The 18,489-nt window shown below is 32.2% G+C and carries 13 protein-coding genes; 1 reads left to right on the forward strand and 12 read right to left on the reverse strand.

The annotated features are described in order from the left end of the window. Positions 1 to 185 precede the first annotated feature (185 nt). The 10 genes from BM201_RS10620 to BM201_RS10670 all read right to left on the reverse strand — a co-directional run bounded on the left by BM201_RS10620 (position 186) and on the right by BM201_RS10670 (position 13,795). Positions 186 to 1,130 (reverse strand): ATP-binding protein, encoded by a 945-nt coding sequence (locus BM201_RS10620; protein ID WP_092542442.1) that lies wholly within the window; start codon positions 1,128 to 1,130, stop codon positions 186 to 188. Further along, complete coding sequence (locus BM201_RS10625; protein ID WP_092542444.1) at positions 1,123 to 3,897, reverse strand: N-6 DNA methylase; 2,775 nt, start codon at positions 3,895 to 3,897, stop codon at positions 1,123 to 1,125. The genes BM201_RS10620 and BM201_RS10625 overlap by 8 nt, the downstream gene beginning before the upstream one ends. Positions 3,898 to 4,013: 116 nt before the next feature. Beyond that, positions 4,014 to 5,435 carry a restriction endonuclease subunit S gene (locus BM201_RS10630; protein WP_092542446.1) on the reverse strand — a complete coding sequence of 474 codons (1,422 nt, stop codon included), beginning with the start codon at positions 5,433 to 5,435 and terminating at the stop codon, positions 4,014 to 4,016. Beyond that, complete coding sequence (locus tag BM201_RS10635) at positions 5,435 to 6,895, reverse strand: class I SAM-dependent DNA methyltransferase (protein ID WP_092542448.1); 1,461 nt, start codon at positions 6,893 to 6,895, stop codon at positions 5,435 to 5,437. Before BM201_RS10635 ends, BM201_RS10630 begins: the two co-directional genes overlap by 1 nt. Before the next feature lie 47 nt (positions 6,896 to 6,942). Continuing rightward, positions 6,943 to 10,158: a type I restriction-modification system endonuclease gene (gene hsdR / locus BM201_RS10640; protein ID WP_092542450.1), complete on the reverse strand. Its 3,216-nt coding sequence runs from the start codon at positions 10,156 to 10,158 to the stop codon at positions 6,943 to 6,945. A 147-nt stretch (positions 10,159 to 10,305) separates the two neighbouring features. Next, entirely contained in the window at positions 10,306 to 10,911 is a 606-nt protein-coding gene (locus BM201_RS10650; protein ID WP_175487024.1) for a hypothetical protein, read from the reverse strand. After that, a complete protein-coding gene (locus BM201_RS10655) occupies positions 10,890 to 11,555 on the reverse strand; it encodes a hypothetical protein (RefSeq protein ID WP_092542454.1) in 666 nt (221 codons plus the stop codon). The genes BM201_RS10650 and BM201_RS10655 overlap by 22 nt, the downstream gene beginning before the upstream one ends. A 27-nt stretch (positions 11,556 to 11,582) precedes the next feature. Then, positions 11,583 to 12,470: a hypothetical protein gene (locus BM201_RS10660; RefSeq protein ID WP_092542456.1), complete on the reverse strand. Its 888-nt coding sequence runs from the start codon at positions 12,468 to 12,470 to the stop codon at positions 11,583 to 11,585. Positions 12,471 to 12,702: 232 nt separating this feature from the next. Continuing rightward, positions 12,703 to 13,155 carry a hypothetical protein gene (locus tag BM201_RS10665; RefSeq protein ID WP_092542458.1) on the reverse strand — a complete coding sequence of 151 codons (453 nt, stop codon included), beginning with the start codon at positions 13,153 to 13,155 and terminating at the stop codon, positions 12,703 to 12,705. 7 nt (positions 13,156 to 13,162) lie between these two features. Beyond that, on the reverse strand, positions 13,163 to 13,795 hold the full coding sequence (locus BM201_RS10670) for a hypothetical protein (protein ID WP_092542460.1): 633 nt from the start codon (positions 13,793 to 13,795) through the stop codon (positions 13,163 to 13,165). Positions 13,796 to 13,879: 84 nt separating this feature from the next. Between BM201_RS10670 and BM201_RS10675 the strand changes: the two genes are divergently transcribed. Then, positions 13,880 to 14,770, forward strand: coding sequence for a helix-turn-helix transcriptional regulator (locus BM201_RS10675; RefSeq protein WP_092542462.1), 891 nt, complete (start codon positions 13,880 to 13,882; stop codon positions 14,768 to 14,770). Between the two features lie 298 nt (positions 14,771 to 15,068). Here BM201_RS10675 and BM201_RS10680 read toward each other — a convergent pair whose 3' ends face one another. Both BM201_RS10680 and pckA read right to left on the reverse strand, forming a co-directional pair. Further along, positions 15,069 to 16,262 carry a proline dehydrogenase family protein gene (locus BM201_RS10680; protein WP_092542464.1) on the reverse strand — a complete coding sequence of 398 codons (1,194 nt, stop codon included), beginning with the start codon at positions 16,260 to 16,262 and terminating at the stop codon, positions 15,069 to 15,071. A gap of 548 nt (positions 16,263 to 16,810) precedes the next feature. Next, positions 16,811 to 18,439, reverse strand: coding sequence for a phosphoenolpyruvate carboxykinase (ATP) (pckA, locus tag BM201_RS10685; protein WP_092542859.1), 1,629 nt, complete (start codon positions 18,437 to 18,439; stop codon positions 16,811 to 16,813). Positions 18,440 to 18,489: the final 50 nt, after the last annotated feature.

The raw sequence follows: 18,489 nt of genomic DNA on the forward strand, positions 1-18,489 counted from the left end.
TAAATTTATTAGATTTGTTTATACTTTATCAACTACTTTTTCAAAGTAGCTAGAAGGATATCTCTCATATCTTGTATTCGAAAATAGCCTTATTAAAAAAATTATATTTTTTAGAAAATAGAATAGAAAATTCTCTTCGGAATTAGTCATTTGAGTAATTACGATTAAATAAAAACTGGCTATAACTATAAATTTTCATTCCAATGACCTTTAATATATTGATCAATTTCATCTCCTCGTAACTCTCTTGCACTACTTGACCTTCTAATATAGAATGCATTATATGCTTTTTGATTTATAGTTTTTTTCTTTACAAATATTGGTTCCTGATAACGCCCTTCGACATTAATTCTACAAATTGTTTTATTATCAATTGTAACTAATGATACATTTAAAACTCTGTGTACGGCATTTCCAAAATAAGTTTCTATTAAATTATCAATGTGAAGCTTCAGAGCGTCTTGTTTATTATCGCGATTAAATGTAGTAAAGTCTGAATTCTCAAGACCTAGGATTTTTTTGTCATCATCGATACCGATTAATAAATCTCCTCCATCCGAATTTAGAAATGCTGCTATATTTTTAAAACTTTCAAATTCTAAACTTTTATCTAAAGCATTGTCGTTTATAGAAAATCTTAAAGATGACTTAAACTCTATTTTTTTTCCTTCTTCCTGCTTTATAAATTCAAGAATACATTTTTGCTCACCTTTAAGCAATCTGGTTTGGAAATTAGATTGATGAAATTCGATTTTTTTAAAAAGCAAATCTAAATCTTTCGGCGATTTTGTATAAACATCTTCTGTATCGGCATTAAAAAACATTCTAATCCCATCAATAGCTTTTTCATCTCCGGTTAAAATTAATCTAGGAACATCTGGATAATTTTGATTCAGATAATTAATAGCCATACCTATAAAATCTGGTTTTTCTATTTCTTGATTATCTGAAATCAAGCATTTTACATCCAAAATTACGGCTGTAATTTTTGTAACTATTGAAGGTAACTTTTCCCTCATAGTATCAAAACTTTTAGCCCAGGCCAACTGATAACCCTTTGACTGAGCTTTTATTTTAAAAGCATCCTTAAAAGTCTTTTCATCATCGATAAGTAGAATTTTTTTACTCATTTAATTCTTTGTTTTGCTTTATAGGAATTTCGATTTTCATTTTTATTCCGGCACTCAAATTTTCCGAGATATTCAATAATCCCCCATGAGCTTTAATTATTTTATTAATATAATAACCTCCTATACCAGAACCATTACTTGATTTTGATTTAGTCAATATAGAAATATACTCCTTTTGTGAAATTTCTAAAGGTGCTCCATTATTTAAATATTCTATAACTACAAGTTTCCTTTTTAAATCGGGTTTAACTTTGAAAGTTATTTTTTGCTTTTTTCCTTCTCTCTTAAAACTATGCTGTTTAGCATTCTGAATAAGAGTATCAATCAAATCTTTCAAATGCCTTTCAGAAAACTCCACTTCAACATTCTCTCCTACAACTTCAATTTGAATAGTATAGGATTTATATTCGGAAGAAATACGCTTTATAGAAGATAGTAATTCAATTTTTTTAAATTTAAGATCAAGATTAATTGCTTTTTCTACATCAGTTAATAAAGCGGATAGAAATAGTGATTTTTCTTCAGATTTTTTCAAAATAGTTTCCAAATTTTCATTTTCAGGAACTTCAAATCCTTCTTCGAAAATCAGTATCGGATCAGCTGGATCATATTGCTTGAGATCTCCTATACCCTTAATATCAATAATACTTCTAGCTTTTTCAATAAAAGTGTTAAGATCAACTAGTTTGTGTCTTAATTGATGGGTTATAGTTCTAACAACATCTAATTCTCTTTCCTCTGCCTCTTCGACAATACCTAATCTTTTTAATTTTTCATCAATTCTAGATCTTTCTGCAGAAATAATATTCGCCTTTTGAACTCCTATAAATTTCTCCTGAGATTCCAAGTTTGGTAATGGAATTAGCACCTCTTTAATTGATGAGATTGTTAAAAATGGTACTACGGAATGCGGTTTTAAATTCTCAATTTGATTTTTGACAATATCGCTATTCAGTTGATAGTACAAAAATTGTAGAGAAACCTTATCCTTAGTTATTGGTAGAAGAGCTAATACATTTTGGTGTATTACGATTTCATTAAAATCATTTGTTGGTTTAAAATATGTAGGTTTAAGATTTTCACCTATTTTAGCAATCAAAATACTCTCTTTATTAATAACAAGTGATTTTCGGTATGCATAATCTCTTTCCAAGTAACCAGATACATTACTTTTTGATAGAAACATATCTACTGTTTCTTTTTCTAAGTTTTCTATCTTTATAACAGGTATTCCTTTCTCTAAATAAAAAAAATCTTTTTCTAAAATTCTTTTACCAGATTCTATATTTACAATTTCTCCTAAATATTTACCATCACCCGATAGTAATAAATCTCTTAATAAAGATAAATCTTGTGTAAAAAATCTCGGATTCAGAGTCTTTAATTCTATTATTTCTCTTAATGAAACTATCTGAGAATATTTGTTATCAGCATGAGTTTCATACATGCTAATAATTTCCTGTAAACCTAAATTATCATATATATTTTGATTGGAAACGTCAATAAATTTTACGCGACCTAAAAGTTGCTCATGCTTGTTATTATTTAAAACAATTATAGAAGCTTTACCTTTAGTATAGGGTTTCAAAGCTCCGCCTGGCAAACTTATTATTGTTTCCAAAACATCATTTTCTAATAATAAATTTCTGATCTTCTGGTCTGAACCTTTACGATATAGAAAACTATCAGAAATAGTAAAAATTGCTTTTCCATTAAAACTTAACTTCGATAATGAAAATAAAAGAAATGCTCCAAAACTTTTAGATTTTTTCGGCAAATCTATACCCCAGTAATTGAAAAGATGATAATGAAAGTCTCCTAAATTCCCTCCTTCTATAGGTAAGTCTCCTATGATATAGTCATATCCCGTATCTTCATGTAATAAACTAAAACAGTTACCATGCTTAATGTTATTATCTACTCCCCCATTTACAATTAAATTCATCTTGGCAATTCTAGAAACTTCATAGCTAATTTCTACTCCAAGTAAATCCAAATCACTTGAAAGCCTATTCGCTTCAGTTAGAAATCCTCCCGTACCGCAAACTGGATCAAGTAGCTTACCACTTATTGGATTAAGAATTTTTGTCATCAATTCAATAATTCCTCTTGGGGTTCTTACAAGATTAGACCTAGTATTATTTAAATCTCCAACTTCTAGAATATATTCAAATGCTTTTCCGAATTCTTGCTTCGAAAAAAAATTTGAATTAAAATCACGCAAAGTCTCAATTATATCGAGCAATATTTTTATGTCCAATCTTTTTATCAAATTGACTAAATCATCTACAAATTGAACTTCAAAAAAATTAGAATTATTTAACCGAAATAACTCTTCGAACCAATCATTAACGTAATTAGTTCTAAATGAAATGAAATGCTGACCCTTGTAGGCTTCAGTATTATAATGAAATAAGTGTGAATCAATTGATTTAGAATCAATTATTCTTTTGTAAAAAAATAAAGAGCTAATTATAAATTCAATATCCGAACCTGTGAAGTGCTCTCGAAGATATGAGTTTAAAGTTGAATAAGTCGATAGTAAATAGCCCCATTTTTGATCTCCAGAATCAATCACATAACCATTGATAGTAATAAATTTATCCGGATACCTATTAACCCTTGCCTGTATTTGATTTGTTTTGACAGACTTTCTATCCTTGCGCTCGTACAATTCAGATTGATTAATTTCAAAGGCCAATTCTGCAAAGGACAACGGCTCCCCTTTTCTTTGAAGAATTTGAATAATCGCATCATGTAAATTCATTTGCTATATCTTAACTATTTTAATCACCTGTTTAGACCGCAATGCTTATGTAAAAATCTTAGGCGATTAATAATTCATAAACGCTATTACAATATATCTAATTTCTCCAAACTCATTTACTTATATTTCCCCTCAACCTCAGCAGCTTTACTAAGTTTAGTTGTAGAGTTTTTATATTTTTTGATTTTGGTGGTTTTAGAAGGCTTTTTTGTTTTGGTGGCCTGTTTCTTTAACTCTTCTATCTCCCTCAACAAATCCCTGGCATCGCCATCACTTGCCAATTGCGGCACCAATTCACCTTTAAAAGCTTTATGTAAAATTGCTTGTGGTAATTGCGCAATTTTAGCTTTTAAAACTTCATAATTTTGTTGGATAGCATCGGCTCTAAGAAATAAATTATCAATTTTATCTACTAATTCCTTTTTTTCTAAATATGGGGGATAAAAAACGTCTATATCTCTAAATTTTTTTTGAGAAAGATTTCTCATTGACATCTGATTCCCTGATGATCTTGATTCAATTTCAAATCTTCCTTTTTTCGATTTCAAATAATAGTTCAAGTATTTTTTATCCAATTCCTCTTGAAAGAAAACTCTCCATACCTTGTCGCTAATCATAATATCGTATTCTAGATCTCCAACGATAACTGAATTCCCCACTAATTCAATTGTATTAGCTCTAGAAATCAAAAAATCTCCTGACTTAATGAAATAATCTGAATTTATTTTATCCTTATCTATAACTGTTTTTGTTTCTTTAGAATCAAAGATGTTCCAAGTAACTGCACTAATTTTCACTAGACCAACTTGTCCTTTGGTAACAGGAATTTCTGGGCATCGAAAGTTTTTTCCAGCTTGAATTTTGGTGATTAAAGAATCTACCTTTTTTTCTTCCCACGCTCCCAAATCCCTTCCTTCTCTCCACTCCTCCGTCAATTTCCCAGTGACGGCTTGGGTTAAAACTTGCTGTCGGAAATTCTTTAAAAGCACCGGAATTTTATCTAAACTGGCTTTAATATTATCTAATCTTGCAAATAAATCATCTAATTTGGCGACAATTCGCTCCTGCTCGGCTAGTGGGGTAAGTGGAAATTTTAAACCTTCAATTTTAGATGAAGAAATATTAGGTTGTGCTCCTCCATAAGCTAAATCCTCTATTTTTCCTTTTAGTTCCCAAAGTAAATAATAGAGAAACCTGTAATTGAACAATTTTTTTGAATGTAACTTAAAATTACCAACCCGTTGATTTTGTAATACTTTTTTATCTAAATTATAAATACCAAATTTACCAGTGGTAGCACCAGACATGGCAATTAAAATGTCTCCTTTATTTATAAAAAAATTAGAATTAGCTAATTCTAATTTTATTTTATAATCTTCATTAACTTCAATTCCGTAATTCTTTATATTGCCAATTTTGATGACGGGAATATCTCCTTCCGCAGAGAGATCTTTACTTTTAAAAGCAAATCCATTCTTTAAAATAAGAACATTTCTTAATTCTGTTTCAACCCAATTCTTTGGTAATTCTTTCGGCATTACTTTAATTCTTTAATCATCGCATTTAACTCGGCAGTAATGCTGTTAATTTCCGCCAAAGCTTCTTCAGCAATAGCAATTGGTTCCCCTAAATCTTCGGCCTGGCTAATGCTTTCATCTGCAATTAAGCCTAAATCTAAACTATCGTTCTTTTTAGCAATTTCATCTCTGGTTATATATTGCCAACGCTCGTATTTTATTTTTTGTCTTTTTTTATGATCTACAATTCCATTAAAATCATCTTCTATTTTATCGAAAGTGATCCCACCGGTATAAGCTTTTATAAAATCTTCAAAAGCTTTTTCGGTAAAAGGAGTCCGCTTTCCGTAGCTAGGCACATTGGTTCGCATATCGTAAAACCAAACTCCGGGTGTATTTTGGGTTTCGGTGGTAGCACGAGTAAAAAATAACACATTCGTTTTAACACCGGCCGCATAGAAAATTCCGGTAGGCAATCGCAAAATGGTATGTAGATGGCATTTATCCATTAAGTCTCGCCTAATTTTTTGTCCGTCGCCATCTTCAAATAAAACATTATCGGGTAACACTACCGCAGCACGAGCTTTACCGTCTTTCTTTAAACTTCTATAAATATGTTGTAAAAAGTTGAGCTGCTTGTTACTGGTTGGAAAGGTAAAATCGTCTCTGGTTGGGCGTTCGCCTCCTTTTTTAGTTCCAAAAGGCGGGTTAGCCAAAACACCATCAAAATTTTTAATGCTTTTACCAAATTCGGTTAAGGTATCATTTAAGTAAATGGTGCTTTCCATCCCATGCAGGCGTGCATTCATTAATGCCAAACGGTGTGCATCGCCAACAAGCTCTACCCCGCTAAAGGCTTTTTCTTCCTGAAATTTGCGCTCTTTTTCATCTAGCGCATAGTAATCATCTGTTTTGTCACGCAAATATTTATCTGCCGAAATCATAAAGCCAAAAGTGCCGGCTGCAGGATCGTTCCAACGCTCCCCAATTTTAGGAACTAGTAGATCCACCATTACGTTAATTAGTGGTCTTGGGGTAAAGTATTGCCCGGCACCACTCTTCTTTTCTCCGGCATTTTTTTCTAATAGACTTTCGTAAATATCTCCCATCGTATCACGATCGTCTTCTTCGTACCAGTCGATTTTATCAATCGCCTGTACCAGCGTATTAAAATTTACCGGTTTACGAAGGCTGGTAGAAGCATTGGTATAAATTTCCTGTATAGAGGCACTGCTAGACTGATTGCTAATTTCAGCCAAAAACTTACGGTATCTTACAAAAGCTTCGTTATTATCTTCTTCTTCAACAAAACCTCGCCAACGATATTCTTCAGGGATATGTTCTTCAAAACCTTTAACCTCAGAAAGTTTAAGGAAAAGAATATAAGTCAATTCATTCAAATATTGGTGATAGGTAACCCCGTCGTCACGTAAAACGTTACAAAGGTTCCATAACTTTTGTGCGATTTGATCTGCGCTCATCTTGATATATTTCTTCGACAGTTGCTCTTATTTGCAACTGTTATTTTTTAGGAAGCCGAATATAGATTATCATTTAACTTATCCAGTACTTCATCCAGGTTATTTTCAAAAATTTTATTCAGTCTTTTATAACCGCCATCTTTTCTAAAAGGTTCTTTATCCAGATCGTCTTTAGTGATAATCGTTTCTTTTATTAATTGTGCTTCAAAACGATCTAACCAACGTAACTGAATTTTATTCCAATCTCGACTTTCTTTAATTTTTGAAACTGCTTTTTTGATGCGTTCTTCGTGATTTAGTAAAGACGTATTTAAAGCCATAGTGCGGATATATGAAATAATATCTGCGGCAATTTCTACATTTTTAGTTTGCTTCCAGGCGGTGTTAAGATTAACTGCGCTATAGCCTTGCTCATCTAATAAAAGTTTAAGCTCCTTTAATGATTCGCGACTTAAAGACTCAGGCTTTGTGCAAACAATATTTAATGCTGAAATTTTATTTCTATTTTCTTCTATAAATTTTCTAAAACCTTCGATATAATCTTCTGGTTTTTCTGCCTTACCATAACCCCTTTCAATCCCTACAAATTCATCTTTATGATCTGAAACATATTGAAGTTTTGGTTGATAAACTTTAGTATCCAGAAAATTCCATAAGCCTTTATATTCTGAAATGATTTTCTTTACTTCATCTTGCTTTACCTGTTTAAAGGCAGAAATTAATTCGTCTGGAGATTGCCCACCAGATAAATACGCAAAATGCTCTAATTGATCGTCGTTAAGTTTTCGTTTTTTACGCTGCATTTTCGCAACGATCTCTTCTAACTGCTGCTTTGCTCGCTCTGGAGTATCGATAATCTCTAATTCTTCAGCTAATTTTTTAAATGACGTAGAAGGTTTAGAGACCGTTTTCATTTGGGTGTAATCTTCTAAAGCCTCATAAACTCTAACCGCATCATAAATTTTAAAGAATTCTTTACCAATATCATCACAAAGCCGTGTTGCTCTACCAATCATTTGTTCAAAAAGAATTCTGGATTTAACGCGGCGCAAGAAAACTAGATTGGTGATTTGTGGTACGTCTATCCCGGTAGTTAACAAATCTACTGTTACCGCTATTGTTGGAAATTTTTCATTTTTAAATCGCTTAGTAAGATCTGAAGGATCATAGCGATTTCCTGTAATTTTTTCGATGGTTCCATCTTGAAGATCTGAACCTAATTCAGCATATTCCTCATAAAGCATTTTTACGATCATGTCTGCATGTGAATCTCGAACGGCAAAAATCAAGGTTTTCTCATCACCTTCAGGATCAATTTCTTTAACCAGTTGTTTTATGATTTCACGATTAAAGGCTTCTGTAATTACCATTTTATTGAAATGTTCAATTTCAATATGCATTTCGTCTTCTAATTCACTTAGCTCTTCAATAGTATTCGATTCAGAAATATAAACTTTAGGTTTATCCCCTTTTTTCCAAAGCATTCCTTCTTCAGAAAGTTTAGTTTTAATTAAATAAGGAGGTTCATGATCTACCAAAAAACCGTCGATCACTGCCTGGCGATATGAGTAACTAAACACCGGTTTTCCAAATATTTCTTTGGTATGTAATGCAGGTGTCGCCGTAAGTCCAATCAAATAGGCGTCAAAATATTCAATCACTCTTTTATACTGACTAACGTAATCATTCTCGTCCTTAAAATTTAAATCGTCTTCGTCTAGCTCTCGATCTAAATTATAACCACGATGGGCTTCATCGATAATAATACAATCGTAAGTATCTATAGGAATAGGGTTTTCTTCATTATAGAAAAGACGCTTTACCATACTTTGCACTGTAGCAAAATGCAAACGAGTTTCAGTATCGGGAAACCGCTCTTTCATCTCCTCTATCTGATAGATCGCAGAAAATGTATTAATATCTTCAACTTTATTATCCTGAAAACTTCCTAAAGCCTGTTGGGCAAGTAAGGTTCTATCTGTTAAAAATAATATTCGTTTGAAGCGATTGGACTTTATAAGTCGATAAGTTAAACCAATAGTAGTTCTGGTTTTCCCTGTACCCGTCGCCATGACCAGCAAAGACCTGGGATCTTTTGGCTGATTTGCTATTTTTTGTTCAATAGAAGAAATTGCTTCAATTTGATAGTCACGCAAACTTAAACCTGTTCTACTCTGTAAATAGCCAATATCGCTATCTTCTAATTTTTTGTCAGCTTCCTCAACATCTCGTTTATAAATTTCCTGAAGCCCTTCAGGAGAATACCAACCTCTTAAAGCTTTAGATTGATTTCGCTTATTACGAATATCCAAAAACCAGATTCCGCTTTTCGTTTTGAGTTGCTCCAGGTAAGAGCGCCCATTGGTAGAAAATAGAAATGGAACTTTAAAATTTCCCCAGGATTTCAAAAACTCAATATCACTTAAGTTTTTAATGCATTCTGCATACACTTTCGGCTGCCCTAAATTGGTGCTTATATCCTTCGCATATTTTTTTGCTTCAACTAAACCATATAAGGTTTTGCCTATAAAAAGGGCGTAATCAGCATATTTCGAATCACAAGGCCATTCTGCAATAGCCATAAATTTTCCTTTTTCTGGTAAGGTTTTATGCTTTTTATAATTTAGAACTTCAGTATCACATTGCCAACCGGCATTTCTTAATTGCTCATCAATAAGCTCCCTAGTTTCAGACTCACTTTTATGAATATTATTAGCATTAACAACGGCTCGCTTTTTACGATCTTCCCTAACCTGATCATTAGCATTAAATGATGCAATCTTTTCCTGGTAATTCTTAACTTCTACACTTAATCTTTCTAATTCTCCCTGAAGTTTTTCTACAGACTTGTCTTCTTTTTTCTGCGGAAGTTGATAATCGGTTACCTCTATATATTCATTCTCATAGGTTTCATAAAACCAACGAGCAAGCTGAAAACATTTCTTTAAAATAAATAGCGCTTCAGCTTTACTTGAATTTCCTACATGGGTAGCTTTATTTCCTGAAAGACGCACCTGATGAAGAAGATCTTTCACCACATCTGGAATTATATTTCTATAATACAGTTGTTGAATACGCTCTGCTTGCGTTCCCTGAAATTCATTTAAATCTTCGAATTCCCAAATTAAACTAGCCAGCTTTTCTGAGAACAAACGCGATTTCCCCAAACAGGAACTAGGATCTATTTCGATTAATTTCTCAGATAATTCGCAAATTTTAAAAAGCTCTGGATACGATTCTTCAAGAAACGAAAACTTGGTCATAAGTGGTTGGTCATCTCGATGTGCAGTAAATATAGGAAAAATGTTAGATTACTGAACCCCATTCATAATTACAATCTGGGCATTCATAAGCTACTCCATTAAAATAAGCTTGATCTGATCCACATTTTGGACATTCTATTTCCATAACTATTTATTTAATCTATGATTTGTAATATTTAAAGGCAATTTATACTGGTTCGCATACTTAGAAAAGTCATCTAGAGCTTTTAAAGTAGATTCTTCTGAAAGAAATTTCTCTAACGAATAACTTTTGAAAATAAGATTCTTATCATCAGCTTTGCCTTCATCTTCCGATGTAAATTTAGGATCCTGCCAGTCTTTCCAAGGCTCGTCCCAATCTTCTAAAAAACTGCAAACAAATATTAACTTAGTCTCACTTGATTCAACAGATGCAAAATCCTTCAAATCATTCTTGATAGCATTTTTACCCTCTTTAATATTACGATAGTAACCGTCGTCGTTTAGTAAAAATACTGAAAACATTAAATCCCTATCAACTATTTTTTTTTTAAAGTTAAATTCATAATAATACATTCCTAACCAATCCCAAGCCCACAAATCAAGTCTTCCTTGTCCACTTCTCGGAGCACCTCGCGTAAATTTTTGCCATCCTCCAGCATAAGGCATTTCATAGGTTTTACCGATGAAATTCAATAAATTTAAAATTCTATCCTGATAGTCGAAAAGAAGCCTATATGCTTTTCTAACTTCTAGAGATAATCCTTTGTCCATTCTAAAATTTTATTTTCTGATTTATAATTAATAAAAGATGTTTTCAAGTCTTTTAACCATGGTTGAATAAAAAAGCCATGTAGTTCCATAGCAGTAATAGCATCTTCAAAGATTAATTGCTGATGCTTAAATCCTGAGATGTTTAGTTCCCCAAGTTTATCCCTGCACTTATGAATTTCGAGAAGTAAATCCATCCATCGTATTTTTGAGATTATATTCTCAGAATTGATTTGATCTAGATCAAACTCATTCAAACCTCCTAACTGAATAAGATAAACTGTTTTATTTTCGTCTCCATATTCGTTTTTGTAAGACTGAATTTCAGCTTCTATTTGATAATTTCTTTGCATATCAGCATCATAACGTTTAGCTTCAATAATTAAATCAAAATCCTGAAAACGAATAAAAACATCTGGTTCTACGTAATTTGAATTATTAGTTTCCGTAGCATCCCATTTAGGCCAATATTCTATAGATAGCATCTCTCCAGCAACATTTGGCAAAGAGTTTCTAACACTTGCTTTTTTAAGAATATCCCAAAAGATTTCAGAAGGCAAATATTTTAATATATCAAAAACGGCGGCAGTTAAGCTATCTTCACAAGCCAATAGATTGCCGTTACCATATTTATAATAGGAAATCATAAAAATTATTTTAATTAAAAGAATATTTTACAGCCAACTCATTAAAATACTCATAACGATTACATTTGCTATAAAGCTTATCGTCATAAATGAGGTAAACTTCTTTTGTGGTTCAATATTTCTAACGAAAGAATTTAGTCGAGATATTGTTTTCTTTTCTAAACTTTTTTGAGATTTATCTTTCGCATTTTCTTTAATTTCCATTATTATGGTTGCTAATGGAATAAATTCGATTAGGAAGGAAATAGATTGCCTTAAAATCCAGGGAACTTTAATTTTATAATTTTCAATTATTTTGTTGCTATCCATCTTAAGAATCGAATAAATGTTGTTCTTCTTTAATCTCTCTGTCCCTAAGTTTTCAATATTGCTTAAACTTTCACTTATGAGCTCTTTAAAAAAACTCTCAAGTATGAAAAATACACTCATCCCTATCTTAAAACGAGTATATTTGTAGCTTCTGATACCAACTTTAATACTAAATACTATGGCCACGCCTAATGCTAAAAGGAATACAAGTATGTCTGTGGCCTGAAAATCTGAAAATATATTCGAAAGTGCATATAGAATATAAATTAGATTCAGAGCGAAAAATGCAGCCGCAACCAGTGCTATATTTGAGGCAATGTCATAAGCTACTTTTTTACTTTCTACGAAAGCTTGTTTTGAAAGATTTCCAACATTTTGAACACCCCTTTTTAATTGATCTGACTCTATAACCTTTTTACTCGTACTTATCACATTACTGGACGTGTTTTTGGTTAAGGTTGTAAGTTGACTTGAAGAGGTTTTAACATCTCTAACTACTTTTTTAAAGTTGTTGGACTCTTTCACTTTTTTAGTTGTGTCCTTAATTTTATTATTTAAACCATTACTTACAGTTGATAGCTTTTTAGAGAGAGATTCCTTGTTCATTATAAGTGGCGTTATTAAATGTATATTTAGTGTAAAAAGATAGATTAAATATTTGAAAACTTTTATGGATAACCGTAAGTTGATTTTTAAATTCCAAAGGAGTAAAAAATGTCATTCGAACTAAATCTTTTATTAATAAAATTTCGTTCATTCAAATTTTCAAAGGTTTGTAAAGTATTTAGGTAGGGATTCAGTAAATCTACATTAAAAATTTTTAAGCGTTTAAAAACACCTATTCTTTATTCGAAATATACTTGACACAATACCAAAATATATCATCGCTCTGAAAACCTTGATCCACCAAATCGTCCTCTATTTTTTGGTAATCCAATTTTATACAGTTTAAGCCTTCTATATTCCAGGCTCCGTCCAAAATCACAAAATTTACATTACCATAGTACCCGTTTTCTTTACCGCTCTTAATTTTTTCAATAAACTCAGGTTTAGGTTTTTCATAGGAGAGGATATAATAATCAAATATATTTCCTATCATCACATAACTATGATCTATAAAATAAATGTTAGAAAAATCATGATCTGCCTTTGGATCAAGAAACTTTACTATTGCTTTCTTGATATAATCGTGATTTAAAAGTTTATAAAAGCTATCAATACGAAGTGCTACATCATCGAATACAACTCCAACAATTAAATCTCCTATACTAGCGCCGTTAAGTTTTTCCATTGCATTACTATTGAAAAAGAATTTGAATATATTGAAGAAAAAGGTTGTTTTCGGGAACTTCATTCTGTATACATCTTTCAGATATTTTATGGGAGCTTAATGTGATATGTTCAATATATCCCACTTTAAAATTACGATCGATAAGGATTAATTTTGTTTTGAAATGATCGATTAGATAAAAGGATTCACATATCTCCCTAGTTACTGCATCATTTGGCTCTTCTAGCAATACAAATAGAATTGTGAGAGCATCATTACAAGTAATACATCGTTTACCGTATAAATTAATTTCGAAATCTTTATAATTCTTATAGCCTAGCGATTCCAAGAATGCTTGTTTTACAAAATCTACTTCAAGCATTTTATAAAATGCTTCTGTTTTATTTAAACCTCTAAAACATTCTAGCTCCTGGAATTTTTCAGCAATTGGTGTTAGTTGATAGTCCACCCATCCGCAATTAATTTTTTTATCACGCTTAATTAGTAGTCTAGCTCTATGTATATTTAGAGAATCTATACTTAGGATAATATCCAAATTACCTGATACAACTGCATCGTCATTTTTGGGAACTGAACTGTTAATTGCTTTGCATATTTGACCAAACTGATGATCGTTGATCTGAACTTCTAGTTTTTTCATATTATTTATTTATAGCACAATTATATGTTTACATCACGTCAAAAAATGTCGCTATAAATTAATATTTTTGAAAAAATTAAAATTATGTCCTTTAGTAAAACTTTAAGTCGCCACTACAAAATCATTTCTCTGCTTCAAAATAAGCCCAGAAGCTTTAAAGAGATAAATGATGAACTAGCTAACCAACAAGATGCTACAGAAGATCTTCGAGTTTCTCAAAGAACTTTTCAGCGAGACATTCAGGAAATAGCACAAACCCATCAAATAGAAATAGCTTCAGATAAAAGTAAAAATGTTTATTATATTAAAGAAAGTGCTGAAGATGAATATAAAAAAAGACTAAGGGAAAACTATGATATTATAAATGCCATCCGTATGTCTAAAGGAATGGGTGAAAGCTTGTTTTTTGAACAAAGAAAAGCTTTGGGTACCCAACACATGGCAGATCTTTTAAATGCTATTCAGAATAGAAAAGAAGTAAAATTTAAATATCAAAAGTTTTGGGATGCCTCTTTAACTAATAGAATTGTAAAGCCAATTGCTCTTAAAGAATCAAAAAATAGATGGTATCTAATTGCCAAGGATACGAAAGATAATATCATCAAAAATTTCTCCTTAGATAGAATGAGTGAACTTCAGCTTACTAAGCTAAGATTTACTTCAGTCGAATACAATATACATGAAGCATTTGAAAATAGTTTTGGTATTATAAATGGCACAAATGACAAAGTATCTCGTATCATACTAGCTTTTAAAATTGATCAGGGTAGATATATTAAATCTTTACCTCTTCACCATAGCCAGAAACTCATTAGCCAGAATGATAATGAAATAAGATTCGAATATCAATTAAAACCAACTTTCGACTTTATTCAGGAGATCTTATCACACGGAAGTGATGTTGAAGTGATTGCTCCATTAAATCTTAGGAAAATGGTCATTGAGAAATTGAAAGAAAATTTAAAAAAATATTGAAATTTAATCTGATATTTTCCTTACTTTAGATTTTGTTTTCGGGAAGTAAACAAACGTTTACAGCTACTTTTCATCTTTTAAATCACTGTTTTACAGTATATTAGAAACCACCTTCTCTGTATCGGGAAGTAATAAAAACTCCATAATTCTACGAAGCTATTTTTGAAGTTTAATTTAGTCATCTTCGCTAGTTTAAAGCGTATTATATCTGACTCAAAAAAAGCCACTAAACTTTATTTAGCGGCTGATCAATATTATAGAAAAGTAGAGAAAATAAAACTTACTAAAGTTTAACGAATTAAGCTTGAGCAAGATTTTCTGCTTTTTTACGTCTCTCTTTTTCTCTGGTGAGCAAATTAAGCTCTCTACTTGTTTGCCCTTTTACTGAAGAGTTTTCTTCCGCTCTTCTTAATAGATAAGGGACAACATCCTTAACAGGCCCAAACGGAACTAATTTTGCCGTATTATATCCTCTGGCTGCCAAATTATAACTTATTTGATCACTCATTCCGTATAGCTGACTAAACCAAACTCGTTGATCATCCTTCGCTATTTTTTTATCTTCCATGATCTGTAGAGCCAAATAATTGCTAATTTCATTATGCGTTCCGATAAAAAGTGAAAAATCTTCTAAATGGTCTAAACAATATCCCATCACGCTATTAAAATTAACATCTGTCGCTTCTTTAGATTCACAAATTGGTGATCTTTTACCTCTTTTTCTAGCTCGTTTATTTTCCTTTTCCATATAGGCACCTCTCACGATCTTTGCCCCAATTTTAAAGCCCTGCTCTTTGGCCTTTGTATGTAGTTCCTTTATATATTCCAGACGATCCCAACGATAACATTGAAAAGTATTAAAAATTAGAGCTTCATTTTGGTTAAATTTGGCCATCATTTTTTCCATTAGATTATCTGCAGCTTCCTGCATCCAAGATTCTTCAGCATCTGCATATAATCTTACTTTCAATTCATTCGCCTTTTCACATAGCCCTTCTACCCTTTTCTGGACACGCTCCCATTCCTCTTTTTCCTTATCATTAAGACTTACATGGGAACTTACTTTATGCCAAATTTTGAATCTACCTAGAGCAGTTGGCTTAAAAATTGCGAAAGGAACTTCATTTTCTTCCTTGGCCAATTCAATAAGTTCTAACTTTACTTTGTAAGCAGAATCAAATTCTTCTTCTGTCTTTTTTCCTTCTACGGAATAATCTAAAATACTGGAAAGATTTACCTCATCCATTTGATCCATGGTTGGTTTACAATCCTCTATGGTCACACCCCCACAGAATTGATCGAAAATGGTATTTTTAATGATTGGTGTAATAGGCAATTTTGCTTTTAGAGCAAATTTTGTAAGTCCGATTCCTGGTTTTATTAATGAAGGTTTTCCCATCACACTAAAAAGAAGTACGGCTCTATTTATTTCCATATCAGATTTTAACTTGAAAGCCGTTTCTGTATCGTTGAATATTTTCTCTTTTATCATATTTTAAAAATACTCAAGATCTTTGGCTTATCTCATATGATTAATAAACCTTAACTTCTGTATAAGCTTCATAAATTAAAAGTGTTCGTTTTTTAAGCTTTCGTGGTATAATAAATTAACACTTTTCAAATTTCCTTTAAGCAAATTTTAAATATCAAATAGAGCCATAATCTGGAAATACTAATTCTATAAGGTTTTGTCAGATACTAATTTACACCTATTTATCATCATTACTGATTGCAAAATGCTAAGCATACGATTGTTTCCAATTAAGTCAATAAGCATCAGGATACTACAGGATAATTAAAAATAACTTTTAGAATAACTTTAATACCAATATTAGGAGAATCTGGCAGAGCCTTTATAGTTTGACAATCGAATCATTAGTCACTACAATTTCCAATCTCAATTATTCTCCTATCTAAATACTGCCAGAAAGCAAAAAAAGCACCGATATTCTCGGTGCTTTTTACTTCTCTAAAAAAGAAGATCGTAGTCTTCCAAATAGACTACGACCTTCTCAAACCAAAAAATCCCCAAAAAAAACTTTATAGATGTGAAGAAATATGGTGGTGCTCATCGATAAGTGGGCCTCCTTCCAAAATTTCTTGCGATGCTTTTTGCGCAAATTTTTCAAAGTTTAAATGGAACGAATGTGCAAGTTGAATTGATTTTTGAATATACACACCTTTTTGAAGCCAAGTATTAATTGGATTCAGCATTTCTGAAGGTACACCTGCACAATATTTAGGCATGTTCAAGCCAAAAATTGGATGCATTTCAAAATCTACATTTTCAAGGTTCCCGTTCAAAATTTCAGTAATCATACTACGAGTGTATCTTAATTTTATTCTAGATCCAACCCCGTAAGGGCCTCCACTCCATCCAGTATTAATCAACCATACATTTACGTTAGCTTCCTGCATTTTTTTACTCAACATTTCTGCATACACTGTTGGGTGTAATGGCATAAAAGGCTCTCCAAAACATGCAGAGAACGATGGTACAGGTTCTGTAATTCCGGCCTCCGTTCCTGCTACTTTTGCGGTATAACCAGAGATAAAATGATATGCTGCTTGTCCAGGAGTTAGCTTAGAAACCGGTGGCAATACTCCAAAAGCGTCACAGGTTAGGAAGAAAATATTCTTTGGATTTTCACCATAAGAATTCTCCTGAATATTCTCAATGTGCTCGATTGGATAAGACACTCTTGTATTTTGTGTGATACTGCTATCAAAGAAATCTACCTCTCCATTTTCATCGAAGATCACATTCTCTAATAAAGCTCCAGGTTTGATAGCTCTAAAAATGTCTGGCTCTTTTTCTTCAGTAAGACCAATCACTTTTGCATAACAGCCTCCTTCAAAATTGAAGATCACGTTGTCTGGTGTCCAGCCATGTTCGTCATCACCAATAAGCTTTCTTTCTGGATCTGCAGAAAGGGTTGTTTTACCGGTTCCAGATAGTCCAAAGAAAATAGCCGTATCATTATCTTTACCTACGTTGGCAGAACAGTGCATTGGCAACACATTTTTATCCTTAGGGAAAATAAGGTTTAATGCAGAAAAGATTCCTTTTTTCATTTCACCTGTGTAAGCAGATCCGCCAACTAAAGCTATTTTTCTGGTGAAGTTTAATATACTAAAGTTTCCTTGTCGCAAACCATAAGAAGCAGGATCTTCTTCTACATAACCAGGTACACAAAGCACTAACCATTCTTCATCAAAATTTTCAAGCTCTTCTTCATTCAATCTTAAGAACATATTTTTCACGAAGAAGTTAGACCATGGATACTCTGTGATTGTTCTAACATTCATGCGGTATTCTGGGTAGGCACAAACATATCCATCATGTACATACACTTCTTTTCCAGAAAGGTATTCTGTAACTCGATCGTAAAGCTTATCGAAGTTTTCTGGAGCAAGCGGTTTATTTATTTTTCCCCACCAAACATTTTTGGTATAATCATCTTTTACGATAAATCGATCCTGAGGCGATCTTCCGGTAAATTTTCCTGTATTCACGGCAAGAGTTCCGTTAGAGGATTCTCTCCCCATTCCTTTTTCTACCGTTAGTTTTTGTAGTTCTTCACCGCTAAGGTTCCACAGCACCTTAGTGTCTTTTATTCCGTATTTTAAAAGTTCTTTTGTTTTTGGGTAGTCTAGAGAAGTACTCATGATAATAGAATTTAAGTGAAACATTTAGTTTGTCCAGTAAACTGGTACAG

The sequence above is a fragment of the Zunongwangia mangrovi genome, assembly GCF_900112105.1.
GTDB lineage: Bacteria > Bacteroidota > Bacteroidia > Flavobacteriales > Flavobacteriaceae > Zunongwangia > Zunongwangia mangrovi.